General features: G+C 49.2%; 15 protein-coding genes. 12 read left to right on the top strand and 3 right to left on the bottom strand.

Annotated features, from left to right (window positions below; translation table 11 throughout):
• Window positions 1-57: 57 nt before the first annotated feature.
• From HDCHBGLK_RS00205 to typA, 3 genes are read right to left on the bottom strand one after another with little or no spacing between them, the layout of a single operon-like run.
• Entirely contained in the window at window positions 58-669 is a 612-nt protein-coding gene (locus HDCHBGLK_RS00205) for a transporter associated domain-containing protein (protein ID WP_004608332.1), read from the bottom strand.
• Window positions 666-1,559: a phosphatase PAP2 family protein gene (locus HDCHBGLK_RS00200; RefSeq protein WP_004608333.1), complete on the bottom strand. Its 894-nt coding sequence runs from the start codon at window positions 1,557-1,559 to the stop codon at window positions 666-668. The genes HDCHBGLK_RS00205 and HDCHBGLK_RS00200 overlap by 4 nt, the downstream gene beginning before the upstream one ends.
• Window positions 1,559-3,382 (bottom strand): translational GTPase TypA, encoded by a 1,824-nt coding sequence (gene typA / locus HDCHBGLK_RS00195; RefSeq protein ID WP_004608334.1) that lies wholly within the window; start codon window positions 3,380-3,382, stop codon window positions 1,559-1,561. The genes HDCHBGLK_RS00200 and typA overlap by 1 nt, the downstream gene beginning before the upstream one ends.
• Window positions 3,383-3,538: 156 nt before the next feature.
• Between typA and HDCHBGLK_RS00190 the strand changes: the two genes are divergently transcribed.
• The 12 genes from HDCHBGLK_RS00190 to HDCHBGLK_RS00135 all read left to right on the top strand — a co-directional run bounded on the left by HDCHBGLK_RS00190 (window position 3,539) and on the right by HDCHBGLK_RS00135 (window position 18,166).
• A complete protein-coding gene (locus HDCHBGLK_RS00190; protein WP_009249209.1) occupies window positions 3,539-4,168 on the top strand; it encodes a single-stranded DNA-binding protein in 630 nt (209 codons plus the stop codon).
• A gap of 122 nt (window positions 4,169-4,290) precedes the next feature.
• Window positions 4,291-5,181, top strand: a complete 891-nt coding sequence (gene dapA, locus HDCHBGLK_RS00185; RefSeq protein WP_009249208.1) for a 4-hydroxy-tetrahydrodipicolinate synthase — start codon at window positions 4,291-4,293, stop codon at window positions 5,179-5,181.
• A gap of 109 nt (window positions 5,182-5,290) precedes the next feature.
• Window positions 5,291-6,049: a 4-hydroxy-tetrahydrodipicolinate reductase gene (dapB, locus tag HDCHBGLK_RS00180; protein ID WP_004608337.1), complete on the top strand. Its 759-nt coding sequence runs from the start codon at window positions 5,291-5,293 to the stop codon at window positions 6,047-6,049.
• Window positions 6,050-6,091: 42 nt separating this feature from the next.
• Window positions 6,092-8,044, top strand: coding sequence for a fructose-bisphosphatase class III (locus HDCHBGLK_RS00175; RefSeq protein ID WP_004608338.1), 1,953 nt, complete (start codon window positions 6,092-6,094; stop codon window positions 8,042-8,044).
• A 130-nt stretch (window positions 8,045-8,174) separates the two neighbouring features.
• Window positions 8,175-8,507 carry a hypothetical protein gene (locus tag HDCHBGLK_RS00170; RefSeq protein ID WP_009249206.1) on the top strand — a complete coding sequence of 111 codons (333 nt, stop codon included), beginning with the start codon at window positions 8,175-8,177 and terminating at the stop codon, window positions 8,505-8,507.
• A gap of 161 nt (window positions 8,508-8,668) precedes the next feature.
• Window positions 8,669-10,483, top strand: coding sequence for an indolepyruvate ferredoxin oxidoreductase subunit alpha (gene iorA, locus HDCHBGLK_RS00165; protein ID WP_004608340.1), 1,815 nt, complete (start codon window positions 8,669-8,671; stop codon window positions 10,481-10,483).
• Complete coding sequence (locus HDCHBGLK_RS00160; protein ID WP_174722022.1) at window positions 10,476-11,081, top strand: indolepyruvate oxidoreductase subunit beta; 606 nt, start codon at window positions 10,476-10,478, stop codon at window positions 11,079-11,081. The genes iorA and HDCHBGLK_RS00160 overlap by 8 nt, the downstream gene beginning before the upstream one ends.
• Before the next feature lie 12 nt (window positions 11,082-11,093).
• Complete coding sequence (locus HDCHBGLK_RS00155; RefSeq protein WP_004608342.1) at window positions 11,094-12,326, top strand: phenylacetate--CoA ligase family protein; 1,233 nt, start codon at window positions 11,094-11,096, stop codon at window positions 12,324-12,326.
• Between the two features lie 8 nt (window positions 12,327-12,334).
• Window positions 12,335-13,102 carry a phosphoribosylformimino-5-aminoimidazole carboxamide ribotide isomerase gene (gene hisA / locus HDCHBGLK_RS00150; RefSeq protein WP_004608343.1) on the top strand — a complete coding sequence of 256 codons (768 nt, stop codon included), beginning with the start codon at window positions 12,335-12,337 and terminating at the stop codon, window positions 13,100-13,102.
• Between the two features lie 125 nt (window positions 13,103-13,227).
• On the top strand, window positions 13,228-15,792 hold the full coding sequence (gene secA / locus HDCHBGLK_RS00145; protein ID WP_004608344.1) for a preprotein translocase subunit SecA: 2,565 nt from the start codon (window positions 13,228-13,230) through the stop codon (window positions 15,790-15,792).
• Window positions 15,793-15,813: 21 nt separating this feature from the next.
• A protein-coding gene (gene prfB / locus HDCHBGLK_RS00140) for a peptide chain release factor 2 (protein ID WP_179951451.1) occupies window positions 15,814-16,921 on the top strand; the annotation gives its coding sequence in 2 pieces (ribosomal slippage) (window positions 15,814-15,876 and window positions 15,878-16,921; 1,107 coding nt in all).
• Between the two features lie 12 nt (window positions 16,922-16,933).
• A complete protein-coding gene (locus HDCHBGLK_RS00135; protein WP_004608346.1) occupies window positions 16,934-18,166 on the top strand; it encodes a homoserine dehydrogenase in 1,233 nt (410 codons plus the stop codon).
• Window positions 18,167-18,175 lie beyond the last annotated feature (9 nt).

Genomic DNA, 18,175 nt, shown 5'->3' with positions numbered 1-18,175 from the left:
CAATTAATATCCAGACCGATGATCTATCTGATATATGTAGTATATCATGTTTGGACATTAATGTATAGCACGTATCACCTCAATTCTTGAAATTTTTCCATCATGCATTTTGGCAACCCTGAGGCCGCAGTCAGAAAAGTATACGCAGGCGCCTACGCCAGTCTCGATTTCATATTCTTCGAACTTTTTCGTGATAATCTCGTACAGGGTTTTTGCGCCATCGTAGGGAATGTCAATGCCCAGTATTTTATTGACGGTCTTGATTCTGGTGCTTGCCCTAAAGATGATTTCATCGGATATGTCAAATTCGCAGAACAGGAATTTTCTGGTGGCAAAAAGTACGGCAATGGCGCATACGCCCACCAGGCTGCTCCAGATAGAAGAGTGGTCTACGATGATCTGGCGGGCGATCGCAAAAAGCAGAACCTCGAATACCGTGCTTGGCGTATGGGAATACATCATCCGTATTAATTCAACGCCGATAATCAGGTTGAAGCAGGTTTCCAGCAGGTCATCATAATTAGGCCAGACATCCAGATTAGGGATGCTGCTTAAAGAAGTAGCCATGCGAAGGCACAGCAGGACGATACCGATGGCCAGCATGATGGAAATGACGAATTCCAGTACTACGGCCAGCCGTTTCAAAAAGATCGTTACATAGTGTCTCATACATTTCTCCTCAATAGTTTACTGAATAGATAAGGGTAGATTACCAATACCCACAACACCAGTATAAGATATTCCATCATTTTTGCCAAGATAGAACTTCCGAAGAGAAGCGAAAAGCCTTCTTTGATTATGAGCGCAGCCGCTAAACCAGCGGCCAGTTTCAATATTTGGGACCAGATATTCCCAGTGCGGGTGTCAAAATTCAGACGGGTACGTTCTACGTACCAGCCGATGGCAAACCCAAGTCCTGCTCCGGCGGCCTTGCAGCAGTCTGCTGCATATTTGACTTCAATCGTGCCATTTCCCATCAGGATCAGGGAATAGGCGGCAACAGCCAGGGAAAGGCCGGCCAGGATAGCGGCGATCAGTTTCAAGTGCCTTGCATCATCCAGGAAAAAAACCTGGAAGTGCCAGATAAGGGCAGATACCAGAAGAGAGATACCCATGGATGCAAGCACGTCTTTGGGCGTATGGCAGCCCAAGTACATCCTGGAAAATCCAATGGAAAGGAATGCCAATATACACAGAAACTTTGTCCAGAACTTCCTTGTTTTTAGCGCCAGAGGGAAGAACAGGCAGGTAGCGCCCTGCGTATGCCCGCTGGGAAAAGAGTAGCCTGTGGCGCCGGGGATGGCGCTTTCTACCGCATGGAAGTCAGGATTCAGCACCCAGGGTCTTGGGATACGGAAGGTGATCTTTAAGGACTGCACGCACAGTCCGGCCGTAAAATAAGTAAAGCCAAGCAGATAAGCAAAGCGCTTATCCGCGCACCAGTACAGTGCACAGATAACCGCTATGATGATGATTTCCTGGCCAAAATATGTGATGAATTGCATCAGTTGGTCTAAGAAGGGAGTCCGGATTCCTTCTAACAGCCATAAAAATGTCATTATTTATTTCCTCTTTTTCTCATTTTCGGATCCAGGATTTTCTTGCGGATCCTTAGATTCTCAGGGGTTACTTCCAATAACTCGTCGGTGTCGATGAAGTCCAGCGCTTCTTCCAGGCTTAAGACCTTAGGCGTAGTCAGACGCAGCGCTTCATCGGCGCTGGATGAACGCGTGTTGGTCAGATGCTTGGTCTTGCAGACGTTCACTTCAATATCATCCGTCTTGGCATTTTCACCGATTACCATTCCGGAATATACCTTTTCGCCTGGTCCAATGAAGAGCACGCCTCGTTCCTGGGCGCTGTATAAGCCATAGGTTACGGACTCGCCAGTTTCGAAAGCGATGAGGGAGCCTTGCTTGCGGTACTGGATATCCCCTTTATAAGGCGCATACCCGTCAAATGCGGTATTCATGATTCCATTCCCCTTGGTATCGGTGAGAAATTCTCCCCGGTAGCCGATGAGTCCACGGGAAGGAATCTTGAACTCTAATCTGGTATAGCCGCCGCCTGTGGTTCCCATGCCCTGCAGTTCTCCCTTTCTCTGGCTTAACTTGTCAATGACGGTTCCGGTAAATTCATCCGGCACATCAATATATGCAGCTTCCATTGGTTCTAATAATTTGCCGTGTTCATCCTTTTTATACAGGACTTCCGCCTTGCTGACCGCGAATTCATACCCTTCCCGGCGCATGTTCTCGATCAGGACGGACAGATGCAGCTCGCCACGGCCGGACACTTTGAAACTGTCGGTGCTGTCGGATTCTTCTACACGGAGGCTTACATCCGTGTTCAATTCCCGGAACAGGCGGTCGCGCAGATGCCGGGAGGTAACGTATTTTCCCTCCTGGCCGGCAAAAGGACTGTCATTTACGATAAACTGTATCGCGATAGTCGGCTCTGAGATCTTCTGGAATGGAATCGCCTTTGGCTCTTCCGGAGAGCAGATGGTATCCCCGATGGAGATATCGGCAATTCCGGAGATGGCAACGATGGAGCCGATGGAAGCTTCCTTTACATCTATCTTATTCAGGCCGTCGAATTCATAGAGTTTGTTGATGCGGACTTTTTCCTGACGATCGGGATTATGCTCATTGACAACGATTGCATCCATTCCCACTTTAATCGTGCCGTTGTCTACCTTTCCTACGCCGATACGGCCTACATACTCATTGTAGTCGATGGTGCTGATCAATACCTGAGTGGAAGCGTCCGGGTCGCCTTCCGGCGCCGGAATATATTCCAGGATCGTCTCAAAGAGAGGCTTCATGTCCTTTTCTTCATCCGTCAGATCTAAGACTGCAATTCCAGATTTGGCAGAAGCGTATATAAAAGGACAGTCCAGCTGGTCATCGGAGGCATCCAGGTCCATGAATAATTCCAGAACCTCATCAATGACTTCATCAGGCCTGGCTTCCGGACGGTCAATCTTATTGATGCAGACGATGACCGGGAGATTCAGATCCAGTGCCTTGCGCAGTACGAACTTGGTCTGAGGCATGGCGCCCTCGAAAGCATCCACCACGAGGATGACGCCGTTTACCATCTTAAGGACGCGTTCTACTTCCCCGCCGAAGTCGGCGTGTCCGGGAGTGTCAATAATGTTGATCTTCGTATCTTTATAGTATACGGCAGTGTTTTTCGACAGGATGGTAATGCCGCGCTCTCGCTCGATGTCATTGGAGTCCATGACGCGTTCTTCTACTTCCTGATTCTCGCGGAATACGCCGCTTTGTTTTAATAATTCATCTACCAACGTCGTCTTTCCATGGTCAACATGGGCGATAATGGCTATATTACGAATGTCTTCACGTTTTGTCTTCATACAAATCTTCCTTTTCTCTACCTATTAAAATATACAACTTCATTAGTTTATCACATTTTTCAAAATTTACAAGTATTTAGTTCTAAAATGGAATCTTGACTCATAGACTATGTAATGACTCAAAATACGATTCAGAGGAAGGGAGATTGTAAAATTATGTCAGATAAGATCATTGAAAACAACCAGGTAACCATTATGGGGGAAGTCGCATCGCCGTTTACGTTCAGCCACGAAGTGTTTGGAGAAGGCTTTTATATGATGGACGTTAACGTAAAGCGCCTCAGCAATTCCGAAGACAGGATTCCGCTTATGATATCGGAACGGCTCATCGATGTGTCTCAGGACTACACCGGAGAGTTCATTATGGTAAGCGGGCAGTTCCGCTCTTATAACAGACACGATGAACAAAAGAACAGACTTGTATTATCCGTATTCGTAAGAGAAGTGTCTTTTATAGAAGAGGAGCTGGACGGGGCGAAGACTAACAACATATTCCTGGACGGCTATATCTGCAAATTGCCGGTATACCGCAAGACGCCGCTTGGAAGAGAGATCGCGGACCTTTTGCTGGCAGTTAACAGGCCATATGGCAAATCAGACTACATACCATGCATCTGCTGGGGCAGAAACGCAAGATTCGCGTCGACATTCGAAGTGGGCGAGCATGTCCAGATTATGGGAAGGATCCAGAGCAGGGAATACATAAAGAAACTGACAGAGACAGAGACGGAGAAGAGAATCGCTTATGAGGTGTCTGTCAGCAAACTGGAATGCCTGGAGGAATAGAGTCTCTGCGGCGGAAATTCTGCCTGAGACTTTCATTGACATCATATTTAATTGGTGATAATATTTCAATATATGAGTAGTGTGATAAAGTTAGTATGTCTATGAAAGTCAGGAGGAAAATTATGGCTATATTCAAGGGATCTGGGGTGGCTATCGTCACGCCGTTTAAGGAAGATGGAAGTATTGATTACGATAAACTGGATGAACTGATTGACTATCACTGTGAGAATGGAACAGATAGTATTATTATATGTGGTACTACCGGGGAGTCAGCCACGATGACAGAAGAGGAGCACATGGATTGCGTGAAGTTTGCCATTGAGCGCACCAGGAAAAGAATTCCTGTGGTTGCGGGAACCGGTTCGAACTGTACGAGAACGGCCATCGACATGTCTAAAGAAGCGGCAGAGAACGGCGCAGATGGACTTCTGGTGGTAACGCCTTACTATAATAAAGCGACACAGGAAGGCTTGATCGCCCACTTTACCGCAGTGGCAAAGGAGGCAAAGGCGCCGATCATCATGTACAGCGTTGCAAGCCGTACGGGATGTAATATTGAGCCGGCTACTGTGGCTGCGCTGGTAAAGAATGTGGATAATATTGTGGGTGTCAAAGAGGCTTCGGGAAATATTTCTCAGATTGCAAAGATTATGTCCATGACGGACGGCAATATCGACCTGTATTCGGGAAATGACGACCAGATCGTGCCGTTACTGTCACTAGGCGGAATCGGCGTGATCTCCGTGCTGGCCAATGTTGCCCCAAAGGAAACCCACGATATCTGTGCAAAGTTCTTTGAAGGCGATATAGAAGGAAGCGCAAAACTGCAGTTGAAGGCAGTCCCTCTGATTGACCGTCTTTTCTGCGAGGTGAATCCGATTCCGGTAAAGAGGGCTATGAAGTTCATGGGAATGGACTGCGGACCGCTTCGTATGCCTTTGACAGAACTGACTGCGGAACACGAGCAATCACTGGCGCAGGCCATGAAGGATTTTGGCATTCAGCTGGTATAGATATAGGTAGGAAAATATGTGAAAAGGATATCATAGGTTGAGTCCAAGCGGCGGATATGATATCCTTTTCTTGTACATTTTTATAACAGGATAAAGGAGGACTCAAGATATGGTAAAGGCAATTATGCATGGCTGTAATGGCAAGATGGGACAGGTAATCACCGGCCTTATAAAAGCGGACGAAGCGATAGAAATCGTAGCGGGCATTGATACATATACGGGAATCACCAATGACTACCCGGTATTTGAGAGTATAGAAAAATGTGATGTAAAGGCAGATGTGATCATTGATTTCTCCAACTCTGCGGCAGCGGATCGGCTTCTGGACTTTTGCGCAGACAGGCAGATCCCGGTTGTTCTTTGCACCACCGGATTATCAGAGGAGCAGCTGGCGAAGGTAGATGAAGCGGCAAAGAAGGTAGCGGTACTTAAGTCTGCCAATATGTCCCTGGGGATCAATCTGCTCCTGAAGCTTCTTCAAGATGCCACCAAGGTGCTGGCACCTGCCGGATTCGATATCGAACTGGTGGAAAGGCATCACAACCAGAAGGTGGATGCGCCCAGCGGGACGGCTCTGGCACTGGCGGATTCTATCAATGAGTCCATGGGCAATGCGTATTCCTATGTATATGACAGGAGCCAGGTACGCAAGAAGCGTGACAGCAAGGAGATCGGAATCTCTGCGGTACGCGGCGGCACCATCGTGGGGGATCACGAAGTCATTTACGCGGGAGCGGATGAGGTGATCGAGTTCAAGCATACGGCATATTCTAAGACCGTATTTGGCAAAGGGGCCGTGGAGGCCGCCAAGTTCCTGGCGGGGAAACCGGCCGGAAGATACGATATGTCCGATGTAATCCAGTTCTAAGGGAGGAACTGTATTATATAAAACATTTAGTGGGAGGATGTTATGAAAGAGTTAGACGTACGTTACCTGGAAAGGCTTTCTCAATTGTATCCGACCATCGCGAAAGCATCGACAGAGATTATTAACTTGCAGGCAATTCTGAATCTGCCGAAAGGCACAGAGCATTTTCTTACGGATATTCATGGAGAATATGAGGCTTTTTCTCATGTCCTTAAGAATGGCTCTGGTTCAGTGCGCCGTAAAATCGATGATGTCTTCGGGAATACTATGAGTAGCAGGGATAAGCAGGGCCTTGCTACTCTTATTTATTACCCGAGGGAGAAGATGGACAGGATCAAGAAGGAAGAGAAGAACATTGAGGACTGGTATAAGATTACGCTGTACCGCCTGATTGAAGTATGCAAGTGCGCTGCAAGCAAATATACCCGGTCCAAAGTAAGAAAAGCTCTGCCGCCGGATTTTGCCTATGTGATTGAAGAACTGATTACGGAAAAGGCGGAGATGACGGATAAGGAGTCTTACTACAATGCTATAGTAAGCACGATTATCCGGATCGGCCGGGCGGAAGAGTTTATCGTGGCTCTAAGCGAGCTGATCCAGAGGCTTACCGTAGATCATCTGCATATCGTAGGAGATATCTATGATAGAGGGCCCGGACCGCATATTATCATGGAAAAACTGATGGAGCATCACTCTGTGGATATCCAGTGGGGCAATCATGACGTGCTGTGGATGGGTGCTGCCGCAGGCCAGAGGGGATGCATCGCCAATGTGATCCGCATCTGCGCGCGGTATGGGAACCTGGATATTCTGGAAGAAGGATACGGAATCAATCTGCTGCCGCTGGCCACATTTGCCATGGCTACATATGGGGACGATCCCTGCGAATGCTTCCAGTTAAAGGGAGAGCCGAATTACAGCCAGACGGAGATGCTTCTGGATATCAAGATGCACAAGGCGATGTCCATCATACAGTTTAAGGTGGAAGGCCAGATCATCAAAAAGAATCCGGGATTCAAGATGGAAAGCAGAAATCTCCTGCATCATATCGACTATGAAAAGGGAACAATAGAGATAGACGGACAGACTTACGAACTGCTGGATAAAAATTTCCCTACCATCGATCCTAAGAAGCCCTATGCCCTTACCAAGGAAGAGGAAGACGTAATGGACCGGCTGGAGCGGGCCTTCTTAAACTGCGAGAAGCTGCAGCGCCATATGCGTTTCCTTTTGAGCAAGGGAGGACTTTACAAAGTCTACAATAATAATCTTCTCTATCATGGCTGCGTGCCGCTCAAAGATGACGGAAGCCTGAAGACGGTTCGCATCTATGGACGCTCTTATAAAGGAAAGAGCCTGTACGAGATTCTGGAAAGTTATGTGAGAAAGGGCTTCTATGCCGTGGATCCAAAGGAAAAGGAGCGGGGCAAGGATATGATGTGGTACATCTGGCTCAGCGAGAATTCCCCGCTGTTCGGTAAAGACAAGATGGCTACATTCGAGCGTTATTTTCTGGCTGACAAGGAAACCCACAAGGAGAAGAAAAATCCTTATTATTGTCTCCTGGAAAATGAAAAAGTAATCAATGGAATCTTAAAAGAATTCGGACTGCCGGAAGAGGGAACCCACATCATCAATGGCCATGTGCCGGTAAAAAGCAAGAATGGGGAGAACCCGATCAAATGTAACGGGAAAGTCCTGGTCATTGATGGAGGATTTTCCAGGGCATACCAGAAGGAGACGGGAATTGCGGGGTATACGCTGATCTACAATTCCTACGGATTGATCCTTGCAGCCCATGAGCCTTTTGAATCTACGGAGGCCGCCATAGAAAAGGAAAGCGATATCCATTCGGACAGCACCATCGTAAAACGGGTGGCCATCCGCAAACTGGTGGGAGATACGGACATTGGAAAGGACTTAAAAGAGCAGATTGAAGATCTGGAAGCGCTGCTTATGGCTTACAGAAGCGGACGGATTGCGGAGCGTATTTAAGAAAGTGCATACAGGAGGCCGTGTTAAAAACTTCCATTTGGGGGAAGGTATAAATTATCGTAATTTGCAGATATTACTAGCAACAAGTGATACTTGATTAAGATAATTATACATGAAAGGGAGATTTAACATGAAACAGTTCAAGAAATTAATGCTTATCCTGATGTGCACCGGAGTAATCATGGGCCTTACTGCCTGTGGCAATGACAAGAATGCCGATGATAACGGCGCTACGAATAACACTACGACAACCGACAATACCGGTAAGGCCAATGATACCAACACCAATGATGCTACCGACGGCACAGGCGATACCAATAGCGTTACCGACGAGATCGGAGATGACATCCGTGACGGCGCTAATGATGTAAAGGACAGCCTTGACGGGGACAATGACCGCAATAACGCAGATGACAATGCAAGAAACAAAGCAGATGATGCTACAAACAATACGAACCGATAGCATTTAAAACGGTCATTTATGCAAGTTGAAAGCAGCCGGCGGGTATCTCTGCCGGCTGCTTTCTTTTCGCCGTGCGTCAGACATATGAAACTCTGGACTTTCTTGCTTTACTATGATAAAATATCCCGATAGGAATATATTTTAATGTGAGGAGAATACATATGGCGAAAGAACTACTGATGGGAAATGAAGCAATCGGGCTTGGCGCCATCCATGCGGGAGTGAGCCTTGTGTCGGGCTACCCCGGGACGCCGTCTACGGAGATACTGGAGACGGTTGCCAGGCATAATGATGATGGAAGGATACATATAGAATGGTCCGTCAATGAGAAGGCAGCCCTGGAAGTGGCTGCGGGCGGCGCCTATGCAGGGGCAAGAACCCTGGTAACCATGAAGCAGGTGGGACTGAATGTGGCTTCTGATCCACTGATGAGCCTGGCCTATGTGGGCGTAAAAGGCGGGATGGTCATTGTGGCGGCGGATGATCCGGGTCCGATATCCTCCCAGACGGAGCAGGACACCCGGCATTTTGGAGCATTTTCCAAACTTCCGGTATTTGACCCCTCTTCTCCGGAGGAAGCCTACGAAATGGTAGAGGATGCATTTGAATATTCTGAAAAATACGGAACACCAGTTCTGCTAAGGCCTACGACCCGCGTCTGCCACGGCTGCGCGACGGTGGAATTAAAAGAAGAGGCAACGAGAAAAGAACCGGAGGGCTTCCTAAAAGATACCAGCCGCTGGGTGATATTCCCAAGGCTTTCCTATCAGAACCACATGAAGATCGAGAAGAGAAATGTGGAACTGTCCCATGTATTTTCTTCTTACAGGTATAATACGGTGGAAGGGAAGGCGGATTCCAGGAAAGGCATAGCCACGGGCGGTATCAGCTATGCATATACCAGGGAAGCCGTCCCGGAAGAGATAAGGCTTCTGCGCGTGGGAACCCCGCATCCGTTTCCTGAAGATCTGGCAGTCTCATTCCTGGAAGGGCTTGACGAAGTGCTGGTCATAGAAGAACTGGACCCGGTTATTGAGACGGAACTTTTGAAGATAGCGGGCAAATACCATCTTCCCGTGAACATCAAGGGCAAGCTGACCGGAGATACCAGGAATGCAGGGGAAAATAGCACAGAAAGCGTCAGGGAAGACCTGGGGCGCTTTGTTCCTGAATTTATGGCAGGGAATCAGGCAGAGGGAGCAGCCGCAGAAGAGATGCCCCCGCTTCCCATCCGTCCTCCGGTGCTGTGCGCCGGATGCCCGCACCGGGCTTCCTTTTATGCGGTAAAGCAGGCTGCCAAAGGTAGAAAGGCCGTGTTCAGCGGAGACATCGGATGCTATACCCTCGGCAATTCAAAGCCCCTCGATATGGTAGACACCTGCCTGTGCATGGGCGCGGACGTGACCATCGCCCAGGGACTTCATATCATTGAGCCGGAAACGGTGAACTTTGCGTTTATCGGCGATTCTACATTTTTTGCCTCCGGGCTTACGGGCGTGATCAATGCGGTCTATAATCAGACGGATATCGTGCTGGTCGTGCTGGATAATTCTACAACAGCGATGACCGGGCACCAGCCGCATCCGGGAACCGGAAAGACGATGATGGGAGAAGTGGTGGCCAAGGTGAGTATCGAGAAGATACTGGAAGGGATCGGCGTAAGCCGGATCGTTAAGGCAGATCCTCTGAACCTGAACGAAGCGGTGGAGGCAGTAAAGGAAGTCATGGATGAGGCCGGAGTAAGGGTCGTAATATTCAAGTCCCCATGTATTGCCGTCACCAGACCGACCGCCAGATATCATGTGGCGGCGGATTCCTGCACGTTCTGCAGGCAGTGCATCCGGGAACTGGGATGCCCGGCAATCGTTATCGAGGATGGCAAGGCCGCAATCGAGCCGTCGTTGTGCTCCGGATGCGGTATCTGTGCGCAGGTCTGCAAGTTTAACGCGATTCAGGAGGTGGATCATGATGAATAAAAATTGTCTGTTATGCGGAGTGGGAGGGCAAGGCGTAGTGCTTGCCTCCAAACTGATCGCCTATGCGGCGATGGATAAGGGGATGGATGTACGTACATCAGAGACCATCGGGATGGCCCAGAGAGGCGGATCAGTGGTCAGCCACGTGAGGATGGGAACAAAGATTCATTCTCCTATGATACCGAAAGGATGTGCAGATGTCATCATGGCTTTTGAGCCCGCGGAGGCGGTAAGATGCCTTCCTTATCTAAAGGAAGGCGGCGTAGCGGTAGTAAACCAGAAGGCCGTACAGCCTGTGACAGCCACGCTTGGCGGAGGCGGCTATGATGGAGAGGCAATGATCGCATATCTGAAGAAGCATGTCCATCAGCTGTATGTCATTGACGGGGAGGCCATCTGCCAAAAGGCGGGATCCCCCAAGGTGCTTAACGTGGCGCTTTTGGGAGTCGCGCTGGGAAGCAAGGTGCTGGATATCCAGATGGAGGATATGAAGGCGGAACTTGCCAGACGAGTGAAGCCCCAGTATGCCAAAATGAATGTGCTGGCGCTGGAACTGGGGGCTGCTGCCGTACAGTCAAGAGATTATAAAGAAAGATAAGAGGAGCAACTTATGCGGATGACAGAGTTACAATTCAGACTGATTAAGGAAAATTTGAGATTATTGACATCAAAGCCGTGCTTTTATAAAGAGAAGCTGCAGGATATTGATATTGAATCTATTAAGACCCAGGAAGATTTTGAAAAACTGCCGTTTACCTGGAAGGGAGACTTAAGGGAGGCCTATCCGCTGGGGCTGCAGGCAGTGCCTGACGAAGAAATTGTAAGGATCCATTCTTCTTCCGGGACCACAGGGACGCCGATCATCATTCCTTATACCCAGAAAGACGTGGACGACTGGGCGAAGATGTTTGCAAGATGTTATGAGATGGCCGGGATTACGGCGCTTGACCGTATCCAGATCACGCCTGGCTATGGATTATGGACGGCAGGCATCGGATTCCAGCTGGGAGCCGAGCACCTGGGGGCCATGACAATTCCTATGGGACCGGGAAATACGGATAAGCAGCTGCGCATGATGCAGGATATGAAGGCCACGGTCCTCTGTGCTACCTCATCTTATGCGCTGCTTCTGGCAGAGGAGATTGCCAAGAGGGACATGACGGATAAGGTCTGCCTGAAGAAAGGCGTGATCGGCTCCGAACGCTGGGGCGAGAAGATGCGCAAAAGGATTGCCGCGGAACTGGGCGTCCAGCTCTATGATATCTATGGGCTGACTGAGGTGTATGGCCCGGGAATCGCCATGAGCTGCGACTATGAGTGCGGCATGCATTACTGGGATGACTATGTATACTTTGAAATTGTTGACCCCAAGACCGGGGAAGTGCTTCCGGACGGGGAGATCGGGGAACTAGTCATCACAACGCTGCGCAAGCAGGGAGCGCCGCTGATTCGTTACAGGACCCATGACTTGACCAGATTTATTCCGGGCGACTGCCCTTGCGGCTCCCGGTTCCCAAGAATTGATACCTTGATTGGACGTACCGATGATATGGTAAAAGTAAAAGGCGTCAACATCTTTCCAAGCCAGATCGAAGAGATGCTAAAGGGCGTGGAAGAGGCATCCAGCGAGTATCAGTTCATGCTGGACCATATGAACGGAAAGGATGTATGCACCTTATTCGTGGAAATCAACAAGGATGTGGAGCCAAAAGCGGCGGCAAAGGTGATCCAGCAGGAGTTTAAAGCAAAGATTGGAATTATGACCAATGTAAAGCCGGTTGCAATCGGAGACCTTCCAAGAAGCGAGAAGAAATCCACCCGCATTTTTGACAACCGATACTAGGAGGCAATATGAGATTCAGACCGTGTATTGATATACATAATGGAAAGGTAAAGCAGATTGTAGGAGGAAGCCTTACGGACAATGGAGACAGGACGGTGGAGAACTTCTCTTCCGCCAGGGATGCCGACTATTATGCGCGTTTATATAAGGAAGATGGGTTGAAAGGAGGGCACGTGATTCTTTTGAATCCGCCTTCTTCTGATTATTATGAACGAACCAGGAGCCAGGCGCTAAAGGCGCTGTCGGCTTATCCGGGAGGACTGCAGATTGGTGGGGGGATTACCGCGGATAACGCCTGGGAATATATAGACGCGGGAGCAAGCCATGTTATCGTAACCTCCTATGCGTTCAGGGACGGACAGATCCGTTGGGATTGCATGGAGGAACTTTGCTGTGCAGTAGGAAGAGAGCATGTGGTGATCGACTTAAGCTGCAGGAAGAAAGGCGGGGATTACTATATCGTCACCAACCGCTGGCAGACGTTTACCCGGGTGAGGCTGACAAAAGAGGTGCTGGATGACATTGCCGGATACTGTGATGAATTCCTGGTGCACGGGGTGGATGTAGAAGGGAAGGCTTCCGGCATCGAGGAAGACCTGGTCTCCTTCCTTGGAAGACAGGGAGGCATCCCTATCACCTATGCCGGCGGCATCGGAAGCCTGGAAGACCTGAACCATTTCCGGGAGATTTCGGGAGGAAGCCTGGACTTTACAATCGGCAGCGCGCTGGATCTGTTTGGGGGGGATATTCCCTATGAAATCGTGGCAAAGTATTGATGACAGTGAGATTAACAGTTTGTGAACACTTTATAAATTAGTTGAATTGGAATATAGATAGTGCTAGAATGAGGAATAGAGTGGTCAGAGACTGGCTAATTTAGCGACAAGGAGTATACGTCAATATGAGTTTGATACAAAAAATATTTGGTACACATAGCGAAAATGAATTGAAAAGAATCTATCCTATCGCGGATGCGATCGAGGCGCTTGAGCCTGTGATGCAAAAACTTACGGATAGTGAATTAAAGGAAAAGACTAGGGAATTCAAGAAGCGTCTGGCGGAAGGCGAGACGCTGGATGACATTCTTCCGGAAGCATATGCAGTGGTTAGGGAAGCAGCGGTCCGTACCCTGGGCATGAAGCATTACCGCGTGCAGCTGATCGGCGGCATTATCCTCCACCAGGGGCGCATCGCCGAGATGAAGACTGGTGAAGGAAAGACTTTGGTTTCCACCCTTCCGGCCTATCTGAACGCGCTGGCAGGCGAAGGCGTGCATATCGTAACGGTCAATGATTATCTGGCTAAGCGTGATGCCGAGTGGATGGGACAAGTGCATGAGTTCCTTGGCCTTACCGTTGGCGTCGTACTCAACAGCATGGACAACGACGAGCGCCGTGCGGCTTATAACTGCGACATCACATATGTCACCAACAATGAGCTGGGCTTCGATTACCTGAGGGACAATATGGTCATCTACAAAGAGCAGCTTGTACAAAGAGGCCTGAAATATGCCATCATTGATGAGGTCGACTCCGTACTGATCGATGAGGCCAGAACTCCTCTGATCATATCCGGCCAGAGCGGAAAGTCCACAAAACTTTACGAGGCCTGCGACATCCTGGCCCGCCAGCTGGAACGCGGCGAAGCCAGCGGGGAATTCAGCAAGATGAATGCCATCATGGGAGAAGACATCGCGGAGACCGGAGACTTTATCGTAAATGAGAAAGAGAAGAATATCAACCTGACGGAAGACGGCGTGATAAAGGTTGAGAAGTTCTTCCATATTGAGAACCTGGCAGATCCGGAGAACCTGGAGATCCAGCATAATATCATTCTTGCCCTCAGAGCCCATAATCTGATGTTCAAAGACAAGGACTATGTAGTTAAGGATGACGAAGTGCTGATCGTCGATGAGTTTACCGGCCGTATCATGCCGGGCCGCCGCTATTCTGACGGACTTCACCAGGCGATAGAGGCCAAAGAGCATGTGAAGGTTAAGAGAGAGAGCAAGACGCTGGCAACGATCACGTTCCAGAATCTGTTCAATAAATATGAGAAGAAGGCAGGTATGACAGGTACCGCACTGACCGAGGAAAAAGAGTTCCGCGAGATCTACGGAATGGACGTTATCGAGATTCCTACCAATGTGCCGGTAATCAGGAAAGACCTTGAGGATGCGGTATATAAGACGCAGAAGGAGAAGTTCCGGGCAGTCTGCGATGCGATTGAAGAAGCCCATGCCAGGCATCAGCCGGTGCTGGTGGGCACCATTACCATTGAGAATTCGGAACTCTTAAGCGGCATGCTGAAAAAGCGCGGAATCAGGCATAACGTGCTGAATGCCAAGTTCCATGAGATGGAGGCAGAGATCGTTGCGCAGGCCGGCGTCCATGACGCAGTAACCATCGCCACTAACATGGCCGGCCGTGGTACAGATATCAAGCTGGATGACGAGTCAAGGGCAGCAGGCGGGCTTAAGATCATCGGTACGGAGAGACATGAGTCCAGGCGTATTGATAACCAGCTGCGCGGACGTTCCGGACGTCAGGGAGATCCGGGAGAATCCAGATTCTATATTTCCCTGGAAGACGATCTGATGCGCCTGTTCGGCTCCGAGAGGCTGATGGACGTATTTACGAAGCTGGGCGTTGAAGAAGGCGAGCAGATCGAGCATAAGATGCTGTCTACGGCTATTGAGAAGGCGCAGCAGAAGATAGAAAGCAACAACTTTGGAATCCGTAAGAATCTGCTGGAATATGACCAGGTCATGAATGAGCAGAGGGAGATTATATATGAAGAAAGACGCCGCGTCCTGGATGGAGAGAATATGCGCGACTCTATCTTCCATATGCTGAACGAGTATGTAGAGAACGTGGTGGATATGGTCACCAGCCCGGACCAGGATTATGATGAATGGAATCTGTCAGAGTTGAATATGACCATCCATAATACGATTCCGATGGCGCCAATCACGGAAGAGGATGTAAAGGAATTCAGCCAGAAGGAATTGAAGCATCTGCTGAAAGAACGCGCGGCGAAGGCTTATGAGGCGAAGGAATCAGAATTTCCGGAGCCGGAGCATATGCGTGAGATCGAGCGTGTAGTCCTATTGAAAGTCATTGATGCGAAATGGATGGATCATATCGATGATATGGACCAATTACGCCAGGGCATCGGCCTTCAGGCATATGGACAGAGAGATCCGAAGGTCGAGTATAAGATGATCGGATATGACATGTTTGATCAGATGACCAAGAGCATTTCGGAAGACACGATCCGTACGCTGGCTCACGTAAGGATCGAGCAGAAGGTGGAACGGGAGCAGGTAGCCAAGGTTACCGGGACCAACAAGGATGAAAGCGCTGCCCATACGCCTAAGAAGCGAACAGAGAAAAAGATCTATCCCAATGATCCATGCCCATGCGGAAGCGGAAAGAAATACAAACAGTGCTGCGGGCGCAAATAGAATGATGAAAGAGGTGATTGAGTGGTTGAATTAGATCAGTTTAAGAGCATCATGAATGCTTATGATGAACCCCTCGCTGAAATGAGGGATTCACTTTGACTTATCTGGCAAGATAAGAAGGATTGAAGAATTAGAGCGCAAAGTAGAAGAGCCGGGCTTCTGGGATAATCCGGAAGAATCCCAAAAACTGATGAAGGAGCTGAAGCATCTCAAAGAACTGGTGGAGACCATCCAGAATCTGTATGCTTCCTACGATGACATCAATCTCCTGATCGAGATGGGATATGAGGATGAAGACCCTTCTATGGCGCGCGAGATAGAAGAAGAGATCCGGGGATTTGAGACCTCATACGAGGAACTCAGGATCCAGACGCTGCTGTCCGGCGAGTACGATGCATGCAATGCCATCGTTACGATACACGCCGGGGCAGGAGGAACCGAATCCTGCGACTGGGCCAGCATGCTGTATCGGATGTACAGCCGCTGGGCAGAGCGGAAAGGATTCACGATCCAGGTGCTGGACTATCTGGACGGGGATATTGCGGGCATCAAGACGGTAACCTTTGAGGTGAACGGAGAGAATGCCTATGGATATCTGAAGTCGGAAAAGGGAGTCCACAGACTGGTACGCATCTCGCCGTTTAATGCGGCGGGCAAACGGCAGACATCTTTTGCATCTTGTGATGTGGTGCCGGATATAGAGGATGAGATTGACATTGAAATTGCAGATGATGATTTGAAAATTGATACTTACAGGGCCAGCGGGGCAGGAGGGCAGCATGTGAATAAGACTTCCTCCGCGATCCGCATCACCCATCTTCCCACCGGGATCGTGGTACAATGCCAGAATGAGCGCTCGCAGCATCACAACAAAGAGAAAGCGATGCAGATGCTGAAAGTAAAGCTTCAGTTGATGAAGGAGCAGGAGCAGGCAGAGAAGGTATCCGACATCCGCGGCGAAGTTAAGGAAATCGGATTCGGCAACCAGATCCGTTCTTATGTAATGCAGCCATATACTATGGTAAAAGACCATAGGACCAATGTGGAGAACAGCAATGTGGGCGCTGTCATGGATGGCAGCATCGACATGTTTATAAATGCATACTTGAAACAGACGGTGAATAGTTAAAGGGAGGAACGTATGGTAAATATAGCAGTTATGGGATACGGAACGGTTGGTTCCGGAGTAGTGGAAGTCGTAAACACGAATGGCGCCCGGATCAACCAGAGGATCGGCGATGAACTGAATATCAAGTATGTGCTTGATCTGAGGGATTTTCCTGAGGATCCGGTACAGGAAAAGATTGTCCATGATTTTGAGACGATTATCAATGACGATGAGATTAAGATCGTGGTGGAAGTAATGGGAGGCATCGAGCCGGCCTATACATTTGTTAAAAGATGCCTGCAGGCAGGAAAAAGCGTGGCCACGTCCAACAAGGCGCTGGTTGCAAAGCACGGTGCGGAACTGCTCTCCATCGCAGAAGAGAACAATATCAACTTCCTGTTTGAAGCAAGCGTGGGAGGCGGAATCCCGATCATCCGCCCGCTGAATTCTTCCCTCACTGCTGACGAGATTGAAGAGATTACAGGCATCTTGAATGGAACCACCAACTATATGCTGACGAAGATGTTCTACGAAGGCGCTGACTACGATACGGTGCTCAAAGAGGCGCAGGCCAACGGCTATGCAGAGCGCAATCCGGAGGCGGATGTGGAAGGATATGATGCCTGCAGGAAGATTGCGATCCTGTCCTCCCTGATATCCGGCCAGCAGGTCGACTTTGAAGATATCTACTGTGAAGGAATCACAGAAATAACGGTGGAAGATATGAAGTATGCCAAGGCTATGGGTACCGCCATCAAGCTGCTGGCTTCCAGCAAGAGATATGCAGGCAACCGTCTGCATGCGATCGTGGCGCCTTGCATGCTCTATCCCGAGCATCCGCTTTATAATGTTAATGGCGTGTTCAATTCCATATTCGTACACGGCAATGTTCTGGGCGATGCCATGTTCTATGGAAGCGGCGCGGGAAAACTTCCCACTGCCAGCGCGGTCGTTGCGGACGTGGTAGATGCCGCAAAGCATCTCAACCGCAATATTATGACCATGTGGAAGCAGGAGAAGCTGCACCTGGAAGACAAGGCGGACTCTAAGCGCAGATTCTTTATCCGAATGAAAGGCGATGCGCAGGAGATGCTTCCGGCGCTTCAGGACTCCTTCGGGGATATCAAGATCATAAGGGCCGACGGACTGGAGGGAGAATTCGGCTTTACGACTCCCGTCATGATGGAGGGCGATTATGATACCCGCGCCAACATCTACAAGGATCAGATCTTACATATGATACGTATCGAAGACCAGAAGGAATAGGAGAGAGAT

This window comes from [Clostridium] scindens ATCC 35704 (assembly GCF_004295125.1).
GTDB lineage: Bacteria > Bacillota > Clostridia > Lachnospirales > Lachnospiraceae > Clostridium_AP > Clostridium_AP scindens.
The sequence above is the reverse complement of the archived record's forward strand: the minus strand, read 5'-3'. Positions and strand labels throughout refer to the sequence as shown.

Bases quoted from the DNA above. Each gene is read 5' to 3' on its own strand.
- HDCHBGLK_RS00175 (WP_004608338.1), top strand. From the start codon at position 6,092: ATGAAAGAGTTAGACGTACGTTACCTGGAAAGGCTTTCTCAATTGTAT.
- HDCHBGLK_RS00135 (WP_004608346.1), top strand. From the start codon at position 16,934: ATGGTAAATATAGCAGTTATGGGATACGGAACGGTTGGTTCCGGAGTA.
- HDCHBGLK_RS00155 (WP_004608342.1), top strand. From the start codon at position 11,094: ATGCGGATGACAGAGTTACAATTCAGACTGATTAAGGAAAATTTGAGA.
- HDCHBGLK_RS00190 (WP_009249209.1), top strand. From the start codon at position 3,539: ATGTCAGATAAGATCATTGAAAACAACCAGGTAACCATTATGGGGGAA.
- HDCHBGLK_RS00200 (WP_004608333.1), bottom strand. From the start codon at position 1,559: ATGACATTTTTATGGCTGTTAGAAGGAATCCGGACTCCCTTCTTAGAC.
- hisA (WP_004608343.1), top strand. From the start codon at position 12,335: ATGAGATTCAGACCGTGTATTGATATACATAATGGAAAGGTAAAGCAG.
- dapB (WP_004608337.1), top strand. From the start codon at position 5,291: ATGGTAAAGGCAATTATGCATGGCTGTAATGGCAAGATGGGACAGGTA.
- typA (WP_004608334.1), bottom strand. From the start codon at position 3,382: ATGAAGACAAAACGTGAAGACATTCGTAATATAGCCATTATCGCCCAT.
- HDCHBGLK_RS00205 (WP_004608332.1), bottom strand. From the start codon at position 669: ATGAGACACTATGTAACGATCTTTTTGAAACGGCTGGCCGTAGTACTG.
- iorA (WP_004608340.1), top strand. From the start codon at position 8,669: ATGGCGAAAGAACTACTGATGGGAAATGAAGCAATCGGGCTTGGCGCC.
- dapA (WP_009249208.1), top strand. From the start codon at position 4,291: ATGGCTATATTCAAGGGATCTGGGGTGGCTATCGTCACGCCGTTTAAG.
- HDCHBGLK_RS00160 (WP_174722022.1), top strand. From the start codon at position 10,476: ATGAATAAAAATTGTCTGTTATGCGGAGTGGGAGGGCAAGGCGTAGTG.
- HDCHBGLK_RS00170 (WP_009249206.1), top strand. From the start codon at position 8,175: ATGAAACAGTTCAAGAAATTAATGCTTATCCTGATGTGCACCGGAGTA.
- secA (WP_004608344.1), top strand. From the start codon at position 13,228: ATGAGTTTGATACAAAAAATATTTGGTACACATAGCGAAAATGAATTG.